This is a genomic window from Kribbella jiaozuonensis (genome assembly GCF_005233875.1).
GTDB classification, from domain to species: domain Bacteria; phylum Actinomycetota; class Actinomycetes; order Propionibacteriales; family Kribbellaceae; genus Kribbella; species Kribbella jiaozuonensis.
Genome location: NZ_SZPZ01000001.1, coordinates 995807 through 1014594, shown reverse-complemented (window position 1 = coordinate 1014594; position 18788 = coordinate 995807). Strand labels below are relative to the sequence as shown.

Annotated in this window: 17 protein-coding genes; 10 read left to right on the top strand and 7 right to left on the bottom strand. The window is 67.9% G+C overall.

The annotated features are described in order from the left end of the window. Nucleotides 1–7 precede the first annotated feature (7 nt). Both FDA38_RS04900 and FDA38_RS04895 read right to left on the bottom strand, forming a co-directional pair. A complete protein-coding gene (locus FDA38_RS04900) occupies nucleotides 8–907 on the bottom strand; it encodes a hypothetical protein (protein ID WP_233714523.1) in 900 nt (299 codons plus the stop codon). Between the two features lie 36 nt (nucleotides 908–943). After that, nucleotides 944–5050, bottom strand: a complete 4107-nt coding sequence (locus FDA38_RS04895; RefSeq protein ID WP_137252852.1) for a S8 family serine peptidase — start codon at nucleotides 5048–5050, stop codon at nucleotides 944–946. Between the two features lie 266 nt (nucleotides 5051–5316). Between FDA38_RS04895 and FDA38_RS04890 the strand changes: the two genes are divergently transcribed. Beyond that, nucleotides 5317–5646: a hydrogenase maturation nickel metallochaperone HypA/HybF gene (locus tag FDA38_RS04890; RefSeq protein WP_137252851.1), complete on the top strand. Its 330-nt coding sequence runs from the start codon at nucleotides 5317–5319 to the stop codon at nucleotides 5644–5646. Between the two features lies 1 nt (nucleotide 5647). Continuing rightward, nucleotides 5648–6433: a hydrogenase nickel incorporation protein HypB gene (hypB, locus tag FDA38_RS04885; protein ID WP_137252850.1), complete on the top strand. Its 786-nt coding sequence runs from the start codon at nucleotides 5648–5650 to the stop codon at nucleotides 6431–6433. Here the strand turns inward: hypB and hypE are convergent. The 5 genes from hypE to FDA38_RS04860 all read right to left on the bottom strand — a co-directional run bounded on the left by hypE (nucleotide 6402) and on the right by FDA38_RS04860 (nucleotide 11729). Further along, complete coding sequence (hypE, locus tag FDA38_RS04880) at nucleotides 6402–7469, bottom strand: hydrogenase expression/formation protein HypE (protein WP_325053039.1); 1068 nt, start codon at nucleotides 7467–7469, stop codon at nucleotides 6402–6404. The genes hypB and hypE overlap by 32 nt on opposite strands. Continuing rightward, complete coding sequence (hypD, locus tag FDA38_RS04875; protein ID WP_137252849.1) at nucleotides 7462–8580, bottom strand: hydrogenase formation protein HypD; 1119 nt, start codon at nucleotides 8578–8580, stop codon at nucleotides 7462–7464. The genes hypE and hypD overlap by 8 nt, the downstream gene beginning before the upstream one ends. Further along, nucleotides 8577–8891: a HypC/HybG/HupF family hydrogenase formation chaperone gene (locus tag FDA38_RS04870; RefSeq protein WP_137252848.1), complete on the bottom strand. Its 315-nt coding sequence runs from the start codon at nucleotides 8889–8891 to the stop codon at nucleotides 8577–8579. The genes hypD and FDA38_RS04870 overlap by 4 nt, the downstream gene beginning before the upstream one ends. A 13-nt stretch (nucleotides 8892–8904) precedes the next feature. After that, nucleotides 8905–11181, bottom strand: coding sequence for a carbamoyltransferase HypF (gene hypF, locus FDA38_RS04865; RefSeq protein WP_202877557.1), 2277 nt, complete (start codon nucleotides 11179–11181; stop codon nucleotides 8905–8907). 83 nt (nucleotides 11182–11264) lie between these two features. After that, a complete protein-coding gene (locus FDA38_RS04860) occupies nucleotides 11265–11729 on the bottom strand; it encodes a helix-turn-helix domain-containing protein (RefSeq protein WP_137252846.1) in 465 nt (154 codons plus the stop codon). Nucleotides 11730–11909: 180 nt separating this feature from the next. On the opposite strand from FDA38_RS04860, the gene FDA38_RS04855 reads away from it, so the two are divergent. The 8 genes from FDA38_RS04855 to FDA38_RS43600 are packed head-to-tail and all read left to right on the top strand — an operon-like array spanning nucleotide 11910 to nucleotide 18784. Then, entirely contained in the window at nucleotides 11910–12983 is a 1074-nt protein-coding gene (locus FDA38_RS04855) for an NADH-quinone oxidoreductase subunit B family protein (RefSeq protein WP_202877556.1), read from the top strand. A 3-nt stretch (nucleotides 12984–12986) separates the two neighbouring features. After that, nucleotides 12987–14786, top strand: coding sequence for a nickel-dependent hydrogenase large subunit (locus FDA38_RS04850; RefSeq protein ID WP_137252845.1), 1800 nt, complete (start codon nucleotides 12987–12989; stop codon nucleotides 14784–14786). 2 nt (nucleotides 14787–14788) lie between these two features. Then, on the top strand, nucleotides 14789–15619 hold the full coding sequence (locus FDA38_RS04845; protein WP_137252844.1) for a NifU family protein: 831 nt from the start codon (nucleotides 14789–14791) through the stop codon (nucleotides 15617–15619). Further along, nucleotides 15616–16284, top strand: coding sequence for a DUF5947 family protein (locus FDA38_RS04840; protein ID WP_202877555.1), 669 nt, complete (start codon nucleotides 15616–15618; stop codon nucleotides 16282–16284). Before FDA38_RS04845 ends, FDA38_RS04840 begins: the two co-directional genes overlap by 4 nt. Further along, complete coding sequence (locus tag FDA38_RS04835) at nucleotides 16277–16909, top strand: DUF6084 family protein (RefSeq protein WP_137252843.1); 633 nt, start codon at nucleotides 16277–16279, stop codon at nucleotides 16907–16909. The genes FDA38_RS04840 and FDA38_RS04835 overlap by 8 nt, the downstream gene beginning before the upstream one ends. Then, the gene (locus FDA38_RS04830; RefSeq protein WP_137252842.1) at nucleotides 16906–18183 is read left to right on the top strand and encodes a hypothetical protein; all 1278 of its coding nucleotides are present in this window, start codon (nucleotides 16906–16908) and stop codon (nucleotides 18181–18183) included. The genes FDA38_RS04835 and FDA38_RS04830 overlap by 4 nt, the downstream gene beginning before the upstream one ends. After that, entirely contained in the window at nucleotides 18180–18683 is a 504-nt protein-coding gene (locus tag FDA38_RS04825) for a hydrogenase maturation protease (RefSeq protein WP_137252841.1), read from the top strand. Before FDA38_RS04830 ends, FDA38_RS04825 begins: the two co-directional genes overlap by 4 nt. Continuing rightward, nucleotides 18683–18784, top strand: coding sequence for a DUF6893 family small protein (locus FDA38_RS43600; protein ID WP_380091395.1), 102 nt, complete (start codon nucleotides 18683–18685; stop codon nucleotides 18782–18784). The genes FDA38_RS04825 and FDA38_RS43600 overlap by 1 nt, the downstream gene beginning before the upstream one ends. The last annotated feature ends 4 nt before the right edge of the window (nucleotides 18785–18788 follow it).

The window sequence follows — 18788 nt, the reverse complement described above, 5'->3', positions numbered from 1 at the left end:
CGTTGCCTTACTCGCCGAAGAGGGACGGGGTGCCCTCGGCGGTGTGGAGGTAGTAGACGGGGTCCTTGAAGGTGCCGGGGACCTTGCCCAGACCCTGGATGACGGTGGCGGCTCCGTTGGCGTGGCCAACGGCGTACAGGTACGCCGATCCGCTGTCCTTGTCGATTGCCGTGAGCAACGTGCTCTGGGCGCCGCACTTCTCCGCGACCAGGGAGTCGAAGTTCTGCCAGGTGGACGTGCGGACCTTCTTGACCGTGGGCGCCGCGGTGCCGGTCGGGATGTGGATCGTGTAGAGCGCGCCGCCGTTGGTGACCGCCAGGAAGGTGTCGTAGGTCAGCGTCTCGCTGATCAGCGTCATCGTCTTGACCGCCGAGTAGCCCGGGTAGCGGGTGACCTGCTTGTTCACGAACCGGTACAGCACGCCGTCGCCACGTAGCCGGTAGTCCGCCCCGCGCACGGTCTTGCCCCAGTAGAACGACGACTCGATCGCCTTGTAGCCCTGGTACCCGACACCTTCGGACTTCAGGCTGCTCGTCGGCTTGCCGGTCGAGTCGTGGCCGTACTCGCCGTAGTACAGCGTGCCGTTCACGACGACCTCGCCGTACGTCGTGTCCTCGCCCGCGACTCCGATCGTGGTGGTCCACGTCGACGCGATCTTCGAGAGCCCCGGACCGAACAGGTGCGGGCCGGCCGCGCGCGTCGACTTGATCGGCGATGACGCGGTGACGCCGGTGTTGGCGATGTCGCCGCCGGCCGTGATCGAACCTACGGACATCGTGCAGGCAGCGGCCGCCGCGGTGGAGTTCGCGGCGGCCGGAGCCGTGGTCATCGTTGCGGTGGCCAGGCCACCGAGCAGAGCAGCAGCCGCAACCGCGGCGGAGGCGCGTTTGGAGGTAAGTGTCTTCACACTCTCCTCGATACCGCCTCCGCCGCAGAAGTTGCGTTATCTGGTGATCTTGATCGGGACGGACAGCGCGGTCGGAGCCGAGGACGGGCCGAGCAGGAGCTCGCCGTTGTAGCTCTGGCCGGGAGTCATCGCCTTGTTGTAGTCGACGTGCAGGGTGACCGGCGTACCGGCCGCGACCGGGCCGGTCGGCAGCCCGCTGACGGTCAGGTCGTTGCCCTGGATCGCGTTGACGTTCAGGGTGAACGCCGGCGTACCGCTGACCGAGAAGCCGTGCACCCAGATCTGGTAGTTGCCGTCGGGCGGGTTGACCAGATCGACCGCTTCGTTGGCCGTACCACCGGCCGACGAGGCAACGATCTCGGACGGCGAGAACACGCCGTCGTTGTTGGCGTCCCGGACGACGTACAGGTCCAGGTCGTTGCTGTCGAGTGCCGTGCTGACGCTGAGCCGGGAGGCGTGCGACAGCGTGATGTTCTTCTTCACGCTCGACGTCGACGGGTCGTCCGGGTTGTCCTGATGCGCCGTCTCCGTCGTCGTACTCGGCTGGCTCAATCCGAAGGCCTCCGCCTTCAGCCCGTCCAGCGGCACACTCGAGTCGAACGTCACGTCGAACCCGCCGGTGTCACCGGTCGCCGTCTGCACCACCGAGGACGGCGTCACCGACGCACTCCCCAGTTGCACCTTGAACGGCGTGTTGAACTTGTCGCCCTGCCAGCCGACCTGGTGCAGTGCGAGCGCCTGCAGACCTTCCTGCGCCGGTGCGGTGACCACATCCGCCGGCCCTCCGGTAGCGGTGTTGAACAGCCAGGCACCCGTTCGGACGTTGGTGTTCGGACTCTTCCCGACGGTGTCGATCGTGTACGGCGCGCCGTACACCGAATCCGGCTCGAGCTGGAAGTGGTTCACCGATCTACCCATGATCAGCGTGTCGAGGTCGGTGTACGGACCCGAATCCTCCCAGCTGGTGTTGGCCAGGAACTTCGTGCCCTCCGCCGGTGTCTTCGGTACGTCGAGGTAGAAGAACCGCCAGTCACCGGACTCGGCCCGCCAGGTCCAGTCGTTCGCACCGAACACCGTGCCGTTGTTGTACGTCAGGTTCCGTTGCGACTGGGCCACGTCGTCACCACCGAAGTTGATCGCCCCGGTGATCTTGCCGGTCGCGTCCTGCGTCACCTTCGCGGCGACCGCCACGGACACCGGCACGACCATCGAGTCCGAGCCACGCTTCAGGACGACGGCACCGGAGTACATGCCGTACGGAGCGTTGCTCGGCACCTTGATCGATGCGTTGAACGAACCGACGGCCGTGTGCGGCGTCGTGACCCACTTCCAGTCGGTGTTCTGGTACCAGTCGATCGACACCTTGAAGTCGGTGACCGGGATCTTCGCGTTCGTCGCCGAGTGCTGCAGGCCGAGGAACAGGCCGTCGGCCATCCGCTTGGCGGGATCGGCGACATACGACTGCAGTGCGTTGGAGCCGGCCCGGTGGTACATGAACCGGCTGTACTCGCCCTGCTCCATCTCCGACTTGGCGAAGTCCAGGTCGAGGAAGCCGTCGACGTTCGAGCTGGTCGTCTTGTCGGTGTGGTTGACGACGCCGTTGTGGTTCTTGTCCGTCCACAGCTTGCCGTCGTGGTTGACGTCGGTCCAGTTGTATGTGAGCAGCCGCCACGCCTGGTCCTCGGTCAGGTCGTTGTTGCCGTCGAACTCGTTCCGCGGGTACTCGAGTTTGACCACCATCAGATCCGCGTTGCGATGCTGCTTGACCTGTTTCGTCAGGTCTATCAGGTAGTCCGGCGCATTGAAGTTGCCCGTACTCTCCTGACTCAGATCCTTGCTGCTGAACGAAAGCGTGTCGGAATCGGTGCGGACCAACTGCCGGTCGCTGACCTGCCACGCCCCGCCGCCGTTGATGGTGAACTTCTGCGTGTCGGTGCCACCTGGCGAGATGATGTTCGCGAACACCGGGTACTCCGTACCGCGGTAGTCACCCACCCGCCATTCGGTCGGCGAGACGGTGGCTCGCTGGCCGAGTGCACTGGCCACGGCCTTGCCGGCGTCGATCGAGCCGGAGCCCTGCACGTTGGCGTCGTACCCGAGGTCCTTCGCCGACGACTTCAGGATGTCCTGCGCGGTCGAGTAGAAGCCGGCCGGTACGGCGCCGTGGTGTGCCTTCTCGTACGCCTGGTAGACCAGCGCCGTCGCACCTGCGGCGACCGGGGTCGAGCGGCTCGTGCCGCCCCACGTGACCCACGCGTTCCGGCCGTCGAGGATCGTGTTCAGGGTCGCGTCACCGGGCGCATAGGCGCCGTCGGCAACTACATCGACGCCGTTGGTCGCGTTCGCGCCGAAGCCGCGGTTCGACCACACCATCACGTCGTTGTCGGTGATCTGACTGGTCCGCACGATCGAGTCCCAGCCGGTCCCGCCGAACTGCGTCGACGCCCCGACCTCGATCGCGGTCGATGGCGCGGCGGCGGTCGCCGTACCGAAGCCTGGTGCGCCGTTGCCGGTGGAGAACAGGGCCGTGGTCTTGAAGCCGTCGTGGATCACGTCGGCTTCCTGGCTCGCGGCATCCCAGCCGTCGTTGTCGGTGGTCGACTCGCCGTACGAGTTCGACGTGACGTCGACGCCCTTGCGGGTGGACAGCAGGTACCCGAACTGGGTGGAGAAGTCGAAGCCCATGTAGATGTCACCGAACGGCGCCAGCTTGGCCTTCGGAGCGCCGCCCAGCACAGCACCGGCGTACTTGCCGCCGGGCAGGTCCTTGAACGTCGGCGCCTTCCCGTTGATCACCGCCTGGCCGACGATGTTCGACGCGGTGAGCGTGCCGTGGCCCTCGATCGCCGGGTCGAAGTCACCGGTCCACGCGACCAGCTGACCGGAGCCGTACGACGTGTCGTCGACGCCGAACATGTCCAGGCCGCCCGGGATCGGGGTCTTGCCGTCGGAGATGTAGTAGAGCAGGCCGCCGGACAGGTCGGTGTAGCCGTCGCCGTTCATGTCGCGGTACGACGCCGGCGACGACTTGGTCACCGGCTTCTCGTCGGCGAACGAGTAGTCGTCGTCGAGGTCGACGTACACCGTGTCGTAGACGCCGGCGGTGTGCGGGTCGGTGATCAGGAAGCCCGGGCGCTCGCCGTACAGCTGCAGCAGGTGGTCGTCCGGATGGCTGCCGAGCATGACCTTGCCGGACTTGCTCCACTTGGCCGGGAAGCTGTACGTGTGCTGCTTCGTGCCGGTCGGAGCGCTGAAGTTGCGGGACGGTCCGGTCTTCGTGGCGAAGTCGACCGAGCAGGTCTTGGCGGTCACAGTGCAGGTGGCCGCGGTGGTCTTCGTGTACCAGGAGAGGCCCTGGTCGACCTGGTCGGGCGCGGACAGCCACTGCAGGGTGCCGTAGGGATCGAAGGCCTTCGGCCAGCCGTTCCAGCCGGCCTTGTCACCGGTCTGGCCGCTCCACGTCTGCCAGGTGTTGACCAGGTCCGGGTGGCCCCAGTCGGTGCCGCCGTCGAGTACGCCGACGGTCACGCCCTGGCCGGCGAAGCCCGCGTTCCAGGCGCCGGTGAAGTTGTGCGACTTGGCGTCGAGGAGGTTCTGCTTACGGAGCTTGTCGAAGTTCGAGCCCCGCAGCGGCGGAGCGTGGTCGTACGGCACGTCGTCGGACTTGACCTTGGCGAGCGCGGCCTTCAACTCGGCCGCGGTCGGCGCCTGGTGCAGGCTCGGATCGGGGTCGGACAACGGCTGGCCGGTCCGGGCCAGCTCGACCGGCTGCACGGAGACAACCCCTGGTACGGCGGCCAGCTTCGGCAGCGCCTGCACCGGGATCGACCCCATCACCAGCGCGGCGTCACCGGACTTCGCCACGTGGGCGTTGTCCAGTACCTGCTGGGCCTTGGCGGTGTCGCCCTGAACGGTGGCGAACACGGCCACCGGCGCGGTGTCACCCTTCTTGACCTTCGCCTCGAGCTTCGGGTCGAGTTTCGAGGAGGAGGCGTCGGTCGCCGATTGCACCTGCATCGCACCCGGCCCCTGCCCCGGCGGCGAATGGTCCTGGGTCGCAGCGTGGACCGGTGCCGACATCGACGCGACGAGCAGACCGGTCAGGCCAACGAGCGCAGCAGAGTACCTCAGGCGTCGTCTCATACATTCCCCTCCGCACTGGAGCGGTCCCCCCGAGTCGACCGCGGGCTCAACAAACGGAGAGTAAGCCGCCGGTAGCCGCCGCGGTAGCGATTGGCACAGACGTCTTAGATGGTTGCCGCACACAACGGTAACTATTCGTGCCCAATGGATTCCCGGACCCGGATTCTTGCCGAAATCACGCGCCGCGGCCGGCTACTCTCGGTGGTCGCCAGGCGTGCAGGTTTTCCCGCAACTTTTCCACCCGGACCCGGAGTACCGTCGGGAAGATGCATGAGCTCGCCATCACGGAGAGCATCGTCGATGCGATCGTCGAGAAGATCGGCGACGGACCGGTGGCGGCCGTGCGACTCGAGATCGGCCGGCTGTCCGGGGTGGTGACCGATTCGATCCGGTTCTGCTTCGAGATCGTGGCGGGCGGGACCGGGTTGGAGGGGGCCCGGCTGGACATCGACGAGCCGCCGGGGCGGGCGTACTGTCGGGACTGCGGGCGGGAGTTCACGCTCGAGGATCCGATCATGCTGTGCGACTGCGGCAGCGCCGATCTCGACGTCCTGGCCGGCCGCGAACTGCGGATCATCTCGGTGGAGGTGCGTTGACATGTGCAGCACCTGTGGATGCGGTGGCGAGGACGGTACGACCCGCGTGACGCTGGTCGACGGGCACGAGCACCACCACGACCATCCACATCCACACCCACATCCACACGAGCACGAGCACGAGACCCGGACCGTGCTGCTGGAACAGGACATCCTGGCCAAGAACGACCTGCTCGCCGCGGCTACCAGGCACCGGCTGCTCGAGCACGGGATCACCGCGATCAACCTGATGAGCTCCCCCGGATCCGGCAAGACCACGCTGCTCGAGCGCACCATCACCGACCTCGGCGACCGCCGCGAGACCCTGGTGATCGAAGGCGATCAGGAGACCTGGCTGGACGCCCAGCGGATCCGCTCCACCGGCAGCAAGGTCGTCCAGATCAACACCGGAGCCGGCTGCCACCTGGACGCCGAGATGCTCGACCGCGGCCTGGCCGAACTTGCCCCGCCCGACGGCTCCCTGGTCTTCGTCGAGAACGTCGGCAACCTGGTCTGCCCGGCCCTGTTCGACCTCGGCGAAGCGGCGCGCGTGGTGATCATCTCGGTCACCGAGGGCGCGGACAAACCGGCGAAGTACCCGTACATGTTCCGCACCGCCGACCTCGTCCTGCTGAACAAGATCGACCTGCTCCCGTACGTCGACTTCGACGTCGACCTGTGTCTCGACCTGATCCACCGGGTCAAGCCGGACGTCGAGATGCTGCCCGTCTCCGCGACCCGCGGAGACGGCCTCGACGCCTGGCACGAGTGGCTCGCTAGCAGATCCGCGGCAACTGCTCTCCGATAGGGGTATCCACCACCCGGGTAGCACCGAACGCCGTCCGGGTCACGACCATCCCCGGATGTGCCTCCACGCACTCGCCGATGACCGCCGCGTCCGACCCGAGCGGATCCGCCTGCATCGCCGCGAGTACGGCGTCCGCGTCGTCGCGGGCCACGATCGCGAGCAGCTTGCCCTCGTTGGCGACGTACAGCGGATCGAGGCCGAGGAACGAGCAAGCGTTCGCAACAGTCTCCGGCACCGGTAGCGCGCTCTCGGTCAGCTCGATGCCGACGCCGGCCGACTTGGCGATCTCGTTGAGCGAGGTCGCCACACCGCCGCGGGTCGGATCGCGCAGTACGTGCAGGTCGGGGCAGACCGCGAGCATCGCCGCGACCAGGCCGTTGAGCGGCGCGCAGTCGCTGACCACCTCGGTGCCGAACGAGATGCCCTCCCGCACACTCATGATCGCGATCCCGTGTACGCCGATCTGGCCGCTGACGATGACGACATCCCCCGGCGCTGCGCGCTGCGGACGGATGTCGACGCCGGCCGGGACCAGCCCGACGCCGGCGGTGTTGATGTACACGCCGTCGCCATGTCCCGCATCGACGACCTTGGTATCGCCGGTCGCGACAGTCACCCCGGCCTCCCGCGCCGCGTCCCCGAGATCCGCCGCGATCCGGCCGACCACGGACAGCTCGACGCCCTCCTCCAGGATGAACCCGCAGGACAGGTACGCCGCCTGTGCGCCGCTCATCGCGAGATCGTTGACCGTCCCGTTCACCGCGAGGTGCCCGATACTGCCGCCGGGAAAGAACAACGGCTGGACGACGAACGAGTCCGTCGAGAAGGCCAGCCGTGCATCCCCGAGCGTGAACACCGCCGAGTCGGTCAGACCACCGAGCACCGGGTTCGCGAACGCCGGCACGAAGAGGTGCTCGATCAGCTCGGCCGACATCTGTCCGCCGCCCCCGTGCCCCATCACGACGTTCGGGTGATCGCGCAACGGCAGCGGACAGGTCCAGCCGTCGAAGTCGGGCACCATGACCTGCTCAGCCACCGCTGGTCACCACCTCGACGGGCGTCTGGAGCCTGCGATACAGGTAGTACGCCGCACACGCGCCCTCACTCGACACCATCGTGGCCCCGAGCGGGTTGCGCGGCGTACAGATCGTCCCGAACGCCGAGCATTCGTGCGGCTTGATCAATCCCTGCAGGACCTCGCCGCTGCGGCACACCGTCGACTCCTCGGTCGCGATGTCGCGGACCTGGAAGCGGTACTCCGCGTCGTACTCGCGGTACCGCTCGGACAGCCGCCAGCCGCTCTGCGGGATCATGCCGATCCCCCGCCAGGCCCGGTCCGTGCTCTCGAACACGTCGGCCAGCATCGCGATCGCGGCCGGGTTGCCCTCGTCGCGGACCGCGCGCCGGTACGCGTTCTCGACCACGTGCTCGCCCTTCTCGAGCTGGGTGACCGTGCGCAGGATCCCGGCCAGGATGTCCAGCGGCTCGAACCCGGTCACGACGATCGGTACGCCGTACTTGTCGGCCAGCGGCGGGTACTCCGTCGTACCCATCACGCTGCAGACGTGGCCGGCGGCGAGGAAGCCCTGCACCCGGCAACTCGGCGACTGCATGATCGCCTCGATCGCCGGCGGCACCCGGACGTGCGAGACGAGCAGGCTGAAGTTCGGGATGCCGAGTTTCTTGGCCTGGTAGACGGTCATCGCGTTCGGCGGCGCGGTGGTCTCGAAGCCGATGCCGAAGAAGACGACCTGCTTGTCCGGGTTCTGCTGCGCCAGCCGGAGTGCGTCCAGCGGCGAGTAGACCACGCGGACGTCACCGCCCTGGCTCTTGATCCGGAACAGGTCGCGACCGCTGCCTGGCACGCGCAGCATGTCGCCGAACGAGCAGAAGATCACGTCGGGCTGGGCGGCGATCTCGAGGGCCTTGTCGATGATCTCCAGCGGCGTCACGCAGACCGGGCAGCCGGGGCCGTGGATCATCTCGACACCGTCCGGCAACAGCTGGTCGATACCGTGCCGGACGATCGTGTGCGTCTGTCCGCCGCAGACCTCCATCATCGCCCACGGTTTCGTCGCGGTGGCGTGGATCTGGTCGACCAGCTTGCGGGCCAGCACCGGATCGCTGAACTCTTCGAGGTACTTCATCGCTCGACCCCCCATTCCGTTCCGGGTGGTCGGCGCTCACCGGCCTGCCGCGCGGCCAGGCCCCACTGGTCGCCGAACTCCTCCTCGAGCGCACCGAGTTTGCGGTACAAAGCAAGCGACTGCATCGCGGACTCCTCGTCCAGGCGCTGCAGCGCGAACCCGACATGCACGATGGTGTATTCACCCACCTGCAGATCTGGCAGGTACTCCAGACAGACCTCCTTCAGCACACCGCCGAAGTCCACCTGCCCCATCCGGGTACCGTCCTGCTCCCGGATCTCCACAACCTTCCCCGGTACGGCCAGACACATGATGTTCCCTCCCTTACCGGACCCGAGCCGCGACGGCCAGTTGCCCGAGGGCGAGCCCGGCGTCCGTCGGCGGTACCCGGCGATGCCGCAGTACGGCGAACCCGGCGTCGGTCAACGCCGAGGTAGTTGCTGACAGCAATATCTTGTTGACGAACACACCGCCGGACAGGCCGACGGTGGTCAGTCCTTCGGCGGCGCGGATCCGTTCGGCCAGCGTCACCATCAGTCCGGCCAGGCCCCGGTGGAAGCGAGCGCTGATCACACCCGGCGCCACCCCGGCCAGCACGTCCCGTACGACCGCGGCGAGCATCGGCGCCGGATCGATCTCCTCCCCCATGACCTCGAACTCGTACGCGCCGAGCCCTTGGTCGGACGAGGCCAGCCCCTCCAGCTCGATCGCCGCTTGCGCCTCATAGCCGGCCCGGTGGCACACCCCGGCCAGCGACGACACCGCGTCGAACAACCTGCCCATGCTGGATGTCGGCGCACACGCGATGTCCTTGTCCAGTTGGGTCCTGAGCAGGTCCAGCTCCGCGCCGTGACAGGCCCGCACCGACGGCAGGCGCGGATCCCAACGCAGACCCGCGGCGCGCAAATGCGACAAGGCCATCCGGCACGGATTGCGAACCCCGGCATCCCCGCCCGGCAGCGGCACGTACTTCAGATGCGCATACCGGTCGAAGCCGTCGTACCCGGCCAGCAGCACCTCGCCGCCCCAGACCGCGCCGTCGTCGCCGTACCCGGTCCCGTCGAAGGCGAACCCGATGATCTCGCCCTGGTACCGATGCTCGGCCATGACGGACGCGAGATGCGCGTGATGATGCTGTACGCCGATCACCGGCCGGCCGCGCGCATTCAGCTGCGCCCACTGCCGCGAGCGGTACGACGGATGCTTGTCCGTCACGAGCACCTCGGGCCGGACCCCGGTCAGCTCCTCCAGGTGCTGCTCGGCCCGATCGAACGCCTGCAGCGTCGCGAGGTCGTCCATATCGCCGACATGGGCCGAGAGCCAGGCGTAGAGCCCGTCGCCGAGGCAGAACGTGTTCTTCAGATCTCCGCCGACCGCCAGCGCGGGCCGGACCGGCACCGGTAAGTCCACAGGGAAGGGCGCGTAGCCGCGAGACCGCCGTACCGGCAGCTCGGTCCCGTCGACGATCCGTACGACGGAGTCGTCGCACGGCACGTGGATCGGGCGGTCGTGACCGAGCCAGGCGTCGGCCAGACCGGCCAGCCGGGTCATCGCCTCGTCGTCGGCCGTCGCGATCGGCTCGCCGGACAGGTTGCCGCTCGTCATCACCAGCACACACGGACCGGGCTGGTCGAACAGCAGCTGATGCAGCGCCGTGTACGGCAGCATCACGCCCAGGTCAGGGTTGCCGGGGGCAACGGCTTCGGCGACGGCCGCGCCCGGACGGCGGCGGAGCAGCACGATCGGGTGCCGGCTGCCGGTGAGCAGCTCCTCCTCGTCGGCATCGACCGCGACGATCCGGCGGGCCGCGTCGAGATCGGCGGCCATCACCGCGAACGGCTTGTCGCCGCGGTCCTTGCGTTTGCGCAAAGTCGTCACGGCCGCCTGATCGGCGGCGTCGCAGACCAGGTGGAAGCCACCGATCCCCTTGACCGCCAGGATCGCGCCGTCGACCAGCAGCGCATGCGCCGCCGCCAACGCGTCCTCGTCGTACTCCGCCTCCAGGCCGGGCTGCACGAGCTGCAGTCGCGGGCCGCAGGCGGGGCACGCGATCGGCTGCGCGTGGAACCTGCGATCGGCGGGATCGGCGTACTCGCGGGCGCAGTCGGGGCACAACGGGAACCCGGACATCGTGGTCGCGGGGCGGTCGTAGGGCAGACCGGTGATGATCGTGAAGCGCGGACCACAGTTGGTGCAGGTGATGAACGGATGGCGGTAGCGACGGTCAGAGGGATCGGAGAACTCGGCGAGGCAGTCCGCGCAGGTCGCAACATCGGGTGAGACCAGCGTCCGGCCCGGGCCCGTCGTCGAGTCGAGGATGGTGAACTCGGTACCGCCGACGGCCGGCAGCGACTCTGTGGTCACAGCCGAGACCACGGCCAGCGGGGGCGCGTCGGTCCGGATGCGATCGGCGAAGGCATTCACCGCGGCGACCGGTCCTTCGACGTCGGCGATCACACCGGCCGCGGTGTTGCCGACCTGGCCGGACAGGCCGAGCTCCCGGGCCAGCGCGTAGGCGAACGGACGGAACCCGACGCCCTGGACGACGCCGGTGACCTGCACGCGGCTGCGGACCCGTTCCGGTTCGTTCGTGATGCTCACCCCGGTGGGCGAAAAGAAATGGCGAATTCCGCGATCAACGGACAATTCGCACACTAAACCCGGCGCCGGTCCCAGGCCAGAGATCATGGACCGAAGATCTCGTGCACCCGGCGAAGATCCCGCATCCGCGGCTCGGTGTCACCGCGCAGCCACCGGCTGATGGTCCGCACCGACACCCCGATCCGCTGCGCGGCCGCCTCCTGGGACAGGCCCTGACCGCGCAGTACGCCGTTCAGCCAGTCCGCGAACGGCTCGGCCGCGGGCTGCACCCGGTGCATCCCGGCGCCGTGCAGGACCTCGACCTCGACGCCGTCGGGGAAGATCCGCACGGTCACGTCGAAGACCCCGTCCTTGCCGGCCGCGGCGAGCAGCGCGGTGGTGATGGCCTGGTAGAGGGCCTGCCGCTCCTCGGTCTCGAGGGTGATCGGCTCGAGTGCCTCGCGGACGAACTGCTCGGCGTCCGGCAGCGATCCCGGCCGGGCCGGGAAGACCTGTGAGGCCACGACCACGGGCGAGACGAACACCTCGCGACCGGGATCGTCCTCCATGGCCTGAGAATATCGGCGGAAGAGCGGGAAAAAAGCCGCTCCGGATTGTCCTGGAATCGCCGATTCCAGGATTTCCGGACACCGCCATTAATAGCTGACACAAGTGTCTGTCGGTCCGCTCGGGACAGAAGTACGGTCGAAAAAGATCGGCATTCTGAGCGTGACGGGAAGGGCGGGGTCGTGTCCACGACGCTGGAACCGGAGCAGGCGAAGCAGGAGACCGACGAGGGTGTCGTGCACATCCTCTGGATGAACGGTGGACTGAGCTGCGACGGCGACTCGGTCGCGCTGACCGCGGCCACCCAGCCCAGCATCGAGGAGATCGTCCTCGGCGCCCTGCCCGGGCTGCCGAAGATCGCGGTGCACTGGCCGCTGATCGACTTCGAGTGCGGCCCCGAGACCGGCGCGGACAACTTCATCGCCTGGTGGCACAAGGCCGACCGCGGTGAGCTCGAGCCGTTCGTACTGGTGGTCGAGGGCTCGATCCCGAACGAGGCCGTGCACGGCACCGACGGCTATTGGGCCGGCTTCGGCAACAACCCGGCCACCGGTCAGCCGATGAAGACGTCCGAGTGGCTGGACCGGCTGGCCCCGAAGGCCACCGCGGTGGTCGCCGTCGGCACCTGTGCGACGTACGGCGGAATCCACGCGATGGCCGGCAACCCCACCGGTGCCATGGGAGTGCCTGACTATCTCGGCTGGAGCTGGAAGTCCAAGGCCGGTCTGCCGATCGTCTGCGTGCCAGGTTGCCCGATCCACCCCGACAACCTGTCCGAGACGCTCGTCTACCTGCTGTACCAGGTGGCCGGCCAGGCTCCGATGATCCCGCTGGACGCCGAGCTGCGGCCGCAGTGGCTGTTCGGCCGCACGGTGCACGAAGGGTGCGACCGGGCCGGGTACTACGAGCAGGGTGACTTCGCCAAGGAGTACGGCTCACCCAAGTGCCTGGTGAAGCTGGGCTGCTGGGGCCCGGTGGTCAACTGCAACGTGCCGAAGCGCGGCTGGATCAACGGCGTCGGCGGCTGCCCGAACGTCGGCGGGATCTGTATCGCCTGCACGATGCCCGGATTCCCGGACAAGTTCATGCCGTTCATGGATGCGCCGCCCGGCAGCAAGGTGTCGACCACCGCAAGCATGGTGTACGGCACTGTGATCCGGCGGCTGCGCAAGTACACCCAGAACGCGAGCAACAAGGAACCCAAGTGGCGGACCAAGGGCTCCGATCTCAGCACCGGCTACGAGAAGGTGTGGTAGGCCATGACCGCCATCGACCCCAAAGTCAGGCCGACCGACTCCAAGAGCACCGACGTCGTCGAGATGGCGTGGGACCCGATCACCCGGATCGTCGGCAGCCTCGGCATCTACGCGAACGTGAACTTCAAGTCGAAGACCGTCGAGGAATGCCACAGCACCTCGTCGATCTTCCGCGGCTACAGCATCTTCATGAAGGGCAAGGACCCGCGCGACGCGCACTTCATCACCAGCCGGATCTGCGGGATCTGCGGTGACAACCACGCCACCTGCTCGGTCTACGCGCAGAACATGGCGTACGGCGTCGCGCCGCCGCACCTCGGCGAGTGGATCGTCAACCTCGGCGAGGCCGCGGAGTACATGTTCGACCACAACATCTTCCAGGAGAACCTGGTCGGGGTGGACTACTGCGAGCGGATGGTCAAGGAGACCAACCCGGGCGTCCTCGAGCTGGCGAACCGGACCGAGGCGCCGCACGCCGGCGACCACGGCTACCGGACGATCGGCGACATCATGCGCTCGCTGAACCCGCTGGAGGGCGAGTTCTACCGCGAGGCACTGCACGTCAGCCGCTACACCCGCGAGATGTTCTGCCTGATGGAAGGACGCCACGTCCATCCATCGACCCTCTACCCGGGCGGCGTCGGCACGGTCGCGACCATCCAGCTGTTCACCGACTACCTGACCCGGCTGATGCGCTACATCGAGTTCATGAAGAAGGTCGTGCCGCTGCACGACGACCTGTTCGACTTCTTCTACGAGGCGCTGCCCGGCTACGAGCACGTCGGCGAGCGGCGGATCCTGCTCGGCTGCTGGGGCAGTCTGCAGGACCCGGCGCACTGCGACTTCACCTACCGCAACATGGAGGCCTGGGGCCGGAAGATGTTCGTCACCCCCGGCGTCATCGTCGACGGCAAGCTCGTCACCAACAGCCTGGTCGACATCAACCTCGGCCTGCGGATCCTGCTCGGCAGTTCGTACTACGAGGACTGGGCCGACGGCACGCACGAGAAGTTCGTCGACATCGACCCGCTCGGCAACCCGATCGACGTCCGGCACCCGTGGAACCAGCACACGCTGCCGAAGCCGCAGAAGCGCGACTTCTCCAACGCCTACAGCTGGACCATGTCGCCGCGCTGGTTCGACGGCAAGGACCACCTGGCCCTCGACACCGGCGGCGGCCCGATCGCCCGGCTCTGGTCGACGGCCCTGTCCGGATTGGTCAACACCGACTACGTGCAGGCGACCGGACACAGTGTGAAGATCCAGCTCCCGCGGACAGCCCTCAAGCCCGCCACGGAGTACGAGTGGAAGATCCCGCAGTGGAGCAACGCACTCGAGCGGAACCGGGCCCGGACCTACTTCCAGGCGTACGCCGCCGCACTCGCGCTGCACTTCTGCGAGAAGGCGATGGCCGAGGTCAGGGCCGGCCGGACCGAGACCTGGACCCCGTTCAAGGTCCCGGACGAGGCGATCTCCTGCGGCTTCACCGAGGCCGTCCGCGGTGTGCTGTCCCATCACCTGGTGATCCGGGAGGGCAAGATCGCGAACTACCACCCGTACCCGCCGACCCCGTGGAACGGCAGCGTCCGGGACAGCTACGGCACTCCTGGTCCGTACGAGGACGCCGTACAGAACACCCCGATCTTCGAGGAGAACCCGCCGGAACGGTTCAAGGGCATCGACATCATGCGCGCGGTCCGCAGCTTCGACCCCTGTCTGCCGTGCGGTGTGCACATGTTCGTCGGCAACGGGCAGGAGAAGACGCACCTGCACTCGCCGTCCATCGCCGTCAAGCCTTACTGACCATGGATCGACACGACGTCCAGGAGCTGAGCGAACGGATCGACGTACTGCTGGACGAGGTTCAGCGGCGCGCCGATCCGAAGCTGGCCGGACAGGTGGAAGAACTGGTCCGCGCGGTGCTGACACTGCACGGCGCCGGCCTCGAGCAACTGCTGGGCCTGCTGGACGAGCCGCAGGTCCGGCAGTTGGCCGGGGACGACCTTGTTGCCGGTCTGCTGCTGCTGCACGACCTGCACCCCGACGATGTCGCGACCCGGATCCAGAACGCGCTGGACTCGGTCCGCCCGTACTTGGGCTCACATGCCGGCGGGATCGACTACCTCGGACTCGACGACGACGGTGTCGTGCACCTGCGGCTGCAGGGCAGTTGCGACGGCTGTCCGGGGTCCACGGCGACGGTCCGGCTGACCGTCGAGAACGCTGTCCTCGACGCCGCTCCTGAGGCGATCGCGGTCGACGTCGAGGGCATGGTGAAGGAGAAGCAGTCCCTGTTGACCATCGAGCCGTTCCGCCCTCATCGGGACGGCTGGCACCAGCTGGACCTGGTCCCACCCCCCGGCCAGGTCCAGCACCTAACTGTCGGCGGGCTCGACGTGATGGTGGCCAACCTGGCCGGCGCGTTGTTCGCCTACCGGAACACCTGCCCGGCGTGCGCGTCCGCTCTGCACCACGGGCGGCTGGACGGTGATCGGCTCACCTGTCCACGGTGCACAGCGCAGTACGACGTACGCCTGGCCGGCCGGGCTGTGGTGGGGTCGCCGCTTGAAGCGCTGCCGCTGCTGCCGGAGGGCTCGGGATGGAAGGTCGCGATCCCGGGGGTGCAACCGGCGTGAGACCACCGCCGAACCTGCGCTCACTCGCGCGGAACAAGCCGCGGCCGGTTGTCGATCCGGTTGCGGTCCTTCGTGAGTTCACCGGCGGGGTCCGGGAGCAGGGTGCGCCGGGTGAGCAGTGCGAGATGTGCGCCGTACCGATCGGTCCGCAGCACTCGCATCTGGCCGATATCCAGGATCACCGGCTGCTGTGCACGTGCCGATCCTGCTATCTGCTGTTCACGGACGGCGGCGCATCGCACGGGCACTACCGCTCGGTGCCGGATCGCTATCGGGCCAACGCGGGCTTCGCTCTGTCGGCGGCGCAGTGGGACGCGATGGGCATCCCGGTCAACCTGGCGTTCCTCTTCTACCAGTCCGATCAGGGCCGGTACGTCGCCTTCTACCCGAGCCCGGGTGGTGCCACCGAGTCGCTGCTCGACCTGACCGCGTGGAACGAGGTGGTGGCCGGCGATCCGCAACTGCAGGAGCTCCTCCCGGACGTGGAGGCCGTGCTGCTGCGCCGGCTCGACGGCGGCTTCGAATGTCATCTGGTGCCGATCGACGCCTGCTACGAGCTGGTCGGGATCGTGCGCCAGTACTGGGAGGGATTCGCCGGTGGAGAGGACGTCTGGCGGCGGATCGACGAGTTCTTCGCGGGGGTTCAGGAGCGAGGCCGTGGTTGACCTGGAGTTCAGCTGCACCGGCGCGGAAGCCGATCGGTACGCCGCGACACCGTCCATCCGGATGCGGCTGCGGATCGAAGAGACGACCGGCACCCCCGTGCACGCGGTGGCGCTGCGCTGCCAGATCAGGATCGAGCCGATCCGGCGCCGCTACACCGACGAGGAAGCCGAGGGGCTGGCCGATCTGTTCGGCGCTCGGTCCCGGTGGGGCGAGACGCTGAAACCGCTGCAGTTGGCGTTCGTCACCCAGATGGTGCCCGGCTTCACCGGTGTCACCGAGACCGACCTGAGTCTGCCGTGCAGCTACGACTTCGACGTGGCCGCCCACAAGTACCTGTACGCCGTCCGCGAAGGCGGCGTACCGCTGCTGCTGTTGTTCAACGGGACGATCTTCACCGGCCGTCCCGGCACCCTCTCGGTGACACCGGTCGCCTGGCAGAAAGAGACGTCGTACGAACTACCGGTCGTGGTGTGGCGGGAGGCGATGGACCAGCACTTCCCGGGTGCCGCCTGGCTACGGCTGCGGCAGGACACCTTCGACCGGCTGTACCGGTACCGCACGCGGGAAGCCCTGCCCGGCTGGGACGACGCGATCGAGCGACTCCTGAAGGAACAGCTGGAATGAACGAGTTCGACGCCGTCCAGGAGCTCGCGGACGCGCTGTTGTTCGAGGGGTATGTCCTCTACCCGTACCGGGCGTCGGACGGGAAGAACCGGGTCCGCTGGCAGTTCGGCGTACTGATGCCGCCGGACTACTCGGCGGTGGACCCGTCCGAGCGTTCCTGGTCGCAGACCGAGTGCCTGCTCGACGGCGACGACGCGGTGATCACCGTGCGGCTGCGCTTCCTGCAGGCACAGTGGCGGCACGTCCTGGACGCCGACAAGGCCGAGGTCACGGTGCTGGAGACCGAGGATGCGACGTACCGCCCGTGGGACGAGGCGGTGGTGCGAACCGTCGACATCACCACCCGGCTGCAGCGGTTCCCGCGTGAGGTGCCGTTCCACCTTCCCGGCGGCACCGAGACCGAGCCGATCGGCACGGCCGGCTTCCTCCGCCGGACCCGGCAGCCGATCACCGGAACCGTTGCCCTGAGCATCAAAAAGCTCCCCGGCCCGTACGGCGTGACCCGGCTGCGGATCCGGGTCGAGAACACCACCCCGAACGGCAGCTCGGAACGGGTCGGCGCACTCCGGCAGGCGTTGATCGCCCATCACGTGCTGGTGGCGGCCGAGGGCTGCCGGTTCATCTCGCTGCTGGAACCGCCCGAGTGGGCCAGGGCGTACGCCGCCGGCTGCGACAACATCGGGCTCTACCCGGTGCTCGCCGGCGACCTGGTGCTGTCGTCGCCGATCATCCTGTACGACCATCCGCGGATCGCCCCGGAGAGCCAGGGCGATCTGTACGACGCGACCGAGATCGACGAGATCCTCAGCCTGCGCACGATGACGCTGACCGAGGAGGAGAAGCGTGAGGTCCGCGGCACCGACCCGCGCACGGCCGAGCTGCTGGACCGGATCGACACCCTGCCGGCGGAGTTCCAGGACCGCTTGCACGGCACGATCCGCTACCTGCGCAAGGTCACCGAGCCGGAGCCGGTCAGCAAGCCCTGGTGGGACCCCGGGATGGACAGCACGGTCTCGCCGGCGACCGACACGGTCCAGGTCGGCGGTGTTGCCGTTGGCAACGGTACGCGGGTCCGGCTCCGACCTGGGGTGAAGCGGGCGGACGCGCAGGACATGTTCCTGACCGGGCGGTTCGGGACGGTGGTCGCCGTACTGTCCGATGTCGACGGCGAGACCCACGTCGCGGTCGCGCTGGACGGCGAGGAAGGCGAGGTACAGCGCTCGCACGGCCGGTACCTGTACTTCAGTCCGGACGAACTGGAGCCGATGACATGACCGTTCTGGTGGCCGGCCTGGGCAACCTGTTCTGCAGCGACGACGCCTTCGGGGTGGCCGTCGTCGCGGAGCTGTCGCAGCGCAGTCTCCCGGACGGGGTGGAGGTGCAGGACTTCGGGATCCGCGGGATCCACCTCGCCTATCAACTGCTTGAACCGTACGAACTCGTCGTCCTGGTCGACGCGGTCCAGCGCGGCGGGCCCCCGGGGACGGTCTACGTGATCGAGGCCGAGCCCGGCGCGGAGCCGGGTCCCGAGGTGAGTATGGACGCTCATGACCTCGGACCGGACGCTGTGCTCTCGCTTGTGCCGCGACTCGGTGGCACTGTGGGTCCTGTAGTCGTGGTCGGCTGCGAACCGGCCGCCGTCGACGCCGGGATCGGACTGTCGGCGGCCGTCCAGGACGCTGTCGGGACCGCGGCGCAGCTGGTGGTCGACCTGATCACCGGTCGGGTCTCCGGACCGGCATCCCGGCCCGGTGTGGCGGAGGGGACGTTGTGATGCGCTGGATGCTGGTGGCCGTCGTACTGCTGCTGCTCGTCGGACTGGGGTACTACGGGCTGGACGACGTCCGACGCTACCTCCGGATGAGGGACATGTAGCCCG

Excerpts from the sequence above, each read along its gene's own strand:
- FDA38_RS04845 (WP_137252844.1), top strand. The coding sequence starts at position 14,789 with ATGGATCGACACGACGTCCAGGAGCTGAGCGAACGGATCGACGTACTG.
- FDA38_RS04850 (WP_137252845.1), top strand. The coding sequence starts at position 12,987 with ATGACCGCCATCGACCCCAAAGTCAGGCCGACCGACTCCAAGAGCACC.
- hypD (WP_137252849.1), bottom strand. The coding sequence starts at position 8,580 with ATGAAGTACCTCGAAGAGTTCAGCGATCCGGTGCTGGCCCGCAAGCTG.
- FDA38_RS04890 (WP_137252851.1), top strand. The coding sequence starts at position 5,317 with ATGCATGAGCTCGCCATCACGGAGAGCATCGTCGATGCGATCGTCGAG.
- FDA38_RS04860 (WP_137252846.1), bottom strand. The coding sequence starts at position 11,729 with ATGGAGGACGATCCCGGTCGCGAGGTGTTCGTCTCGCCCGTGGTCGTG.
- FDA38_RS43600 (WP_380091395.1), top strand. The coding sequence starts at position 18,683 with ATGCGCTGGATGCTGGTGGCCGTCGTACTGCTGCTGCTCGTCGGACTG.
- FDA38_RS04825 (WP_137252841.1), top strand. The coding sequence starts at position 18,180 with ATGACCGTTCTGGTGGCCGGCCTGGGCAACCTGTTCTGCAGCGACGAC.
- FDA38_RS04830 (WP_137252842.1), top strand. The coding sequence starts at position 16,906 with ATGAACGAGTTCGACGCCGTCCAGGAGCTCGCGGACGCGCTGTTGTTC.
- hypB (WP_137252850.1), top strand. The coding sequence starts at position 5,648 with ATGTGCAGCACCTGTGGATGCGGTGGCGAGGACGGTACGACCCGCGTG.
- FDA38_RS04870 (WP_137252848.1), bottom strand. The coding sequence starts at position 8,891 with ATGTGTCTGGCCGTACCGGGGAAGGTTGTGGAGATCCGGGAGCAGGAC.
- FDA38_RS04895 (WP_137252852.1), bottom strand. The coding sequence starts at position 5,050 with ATGAGACGACGCCTGAGGTACTCTGCTGCGCTCGTTGGCCTGACCGGT.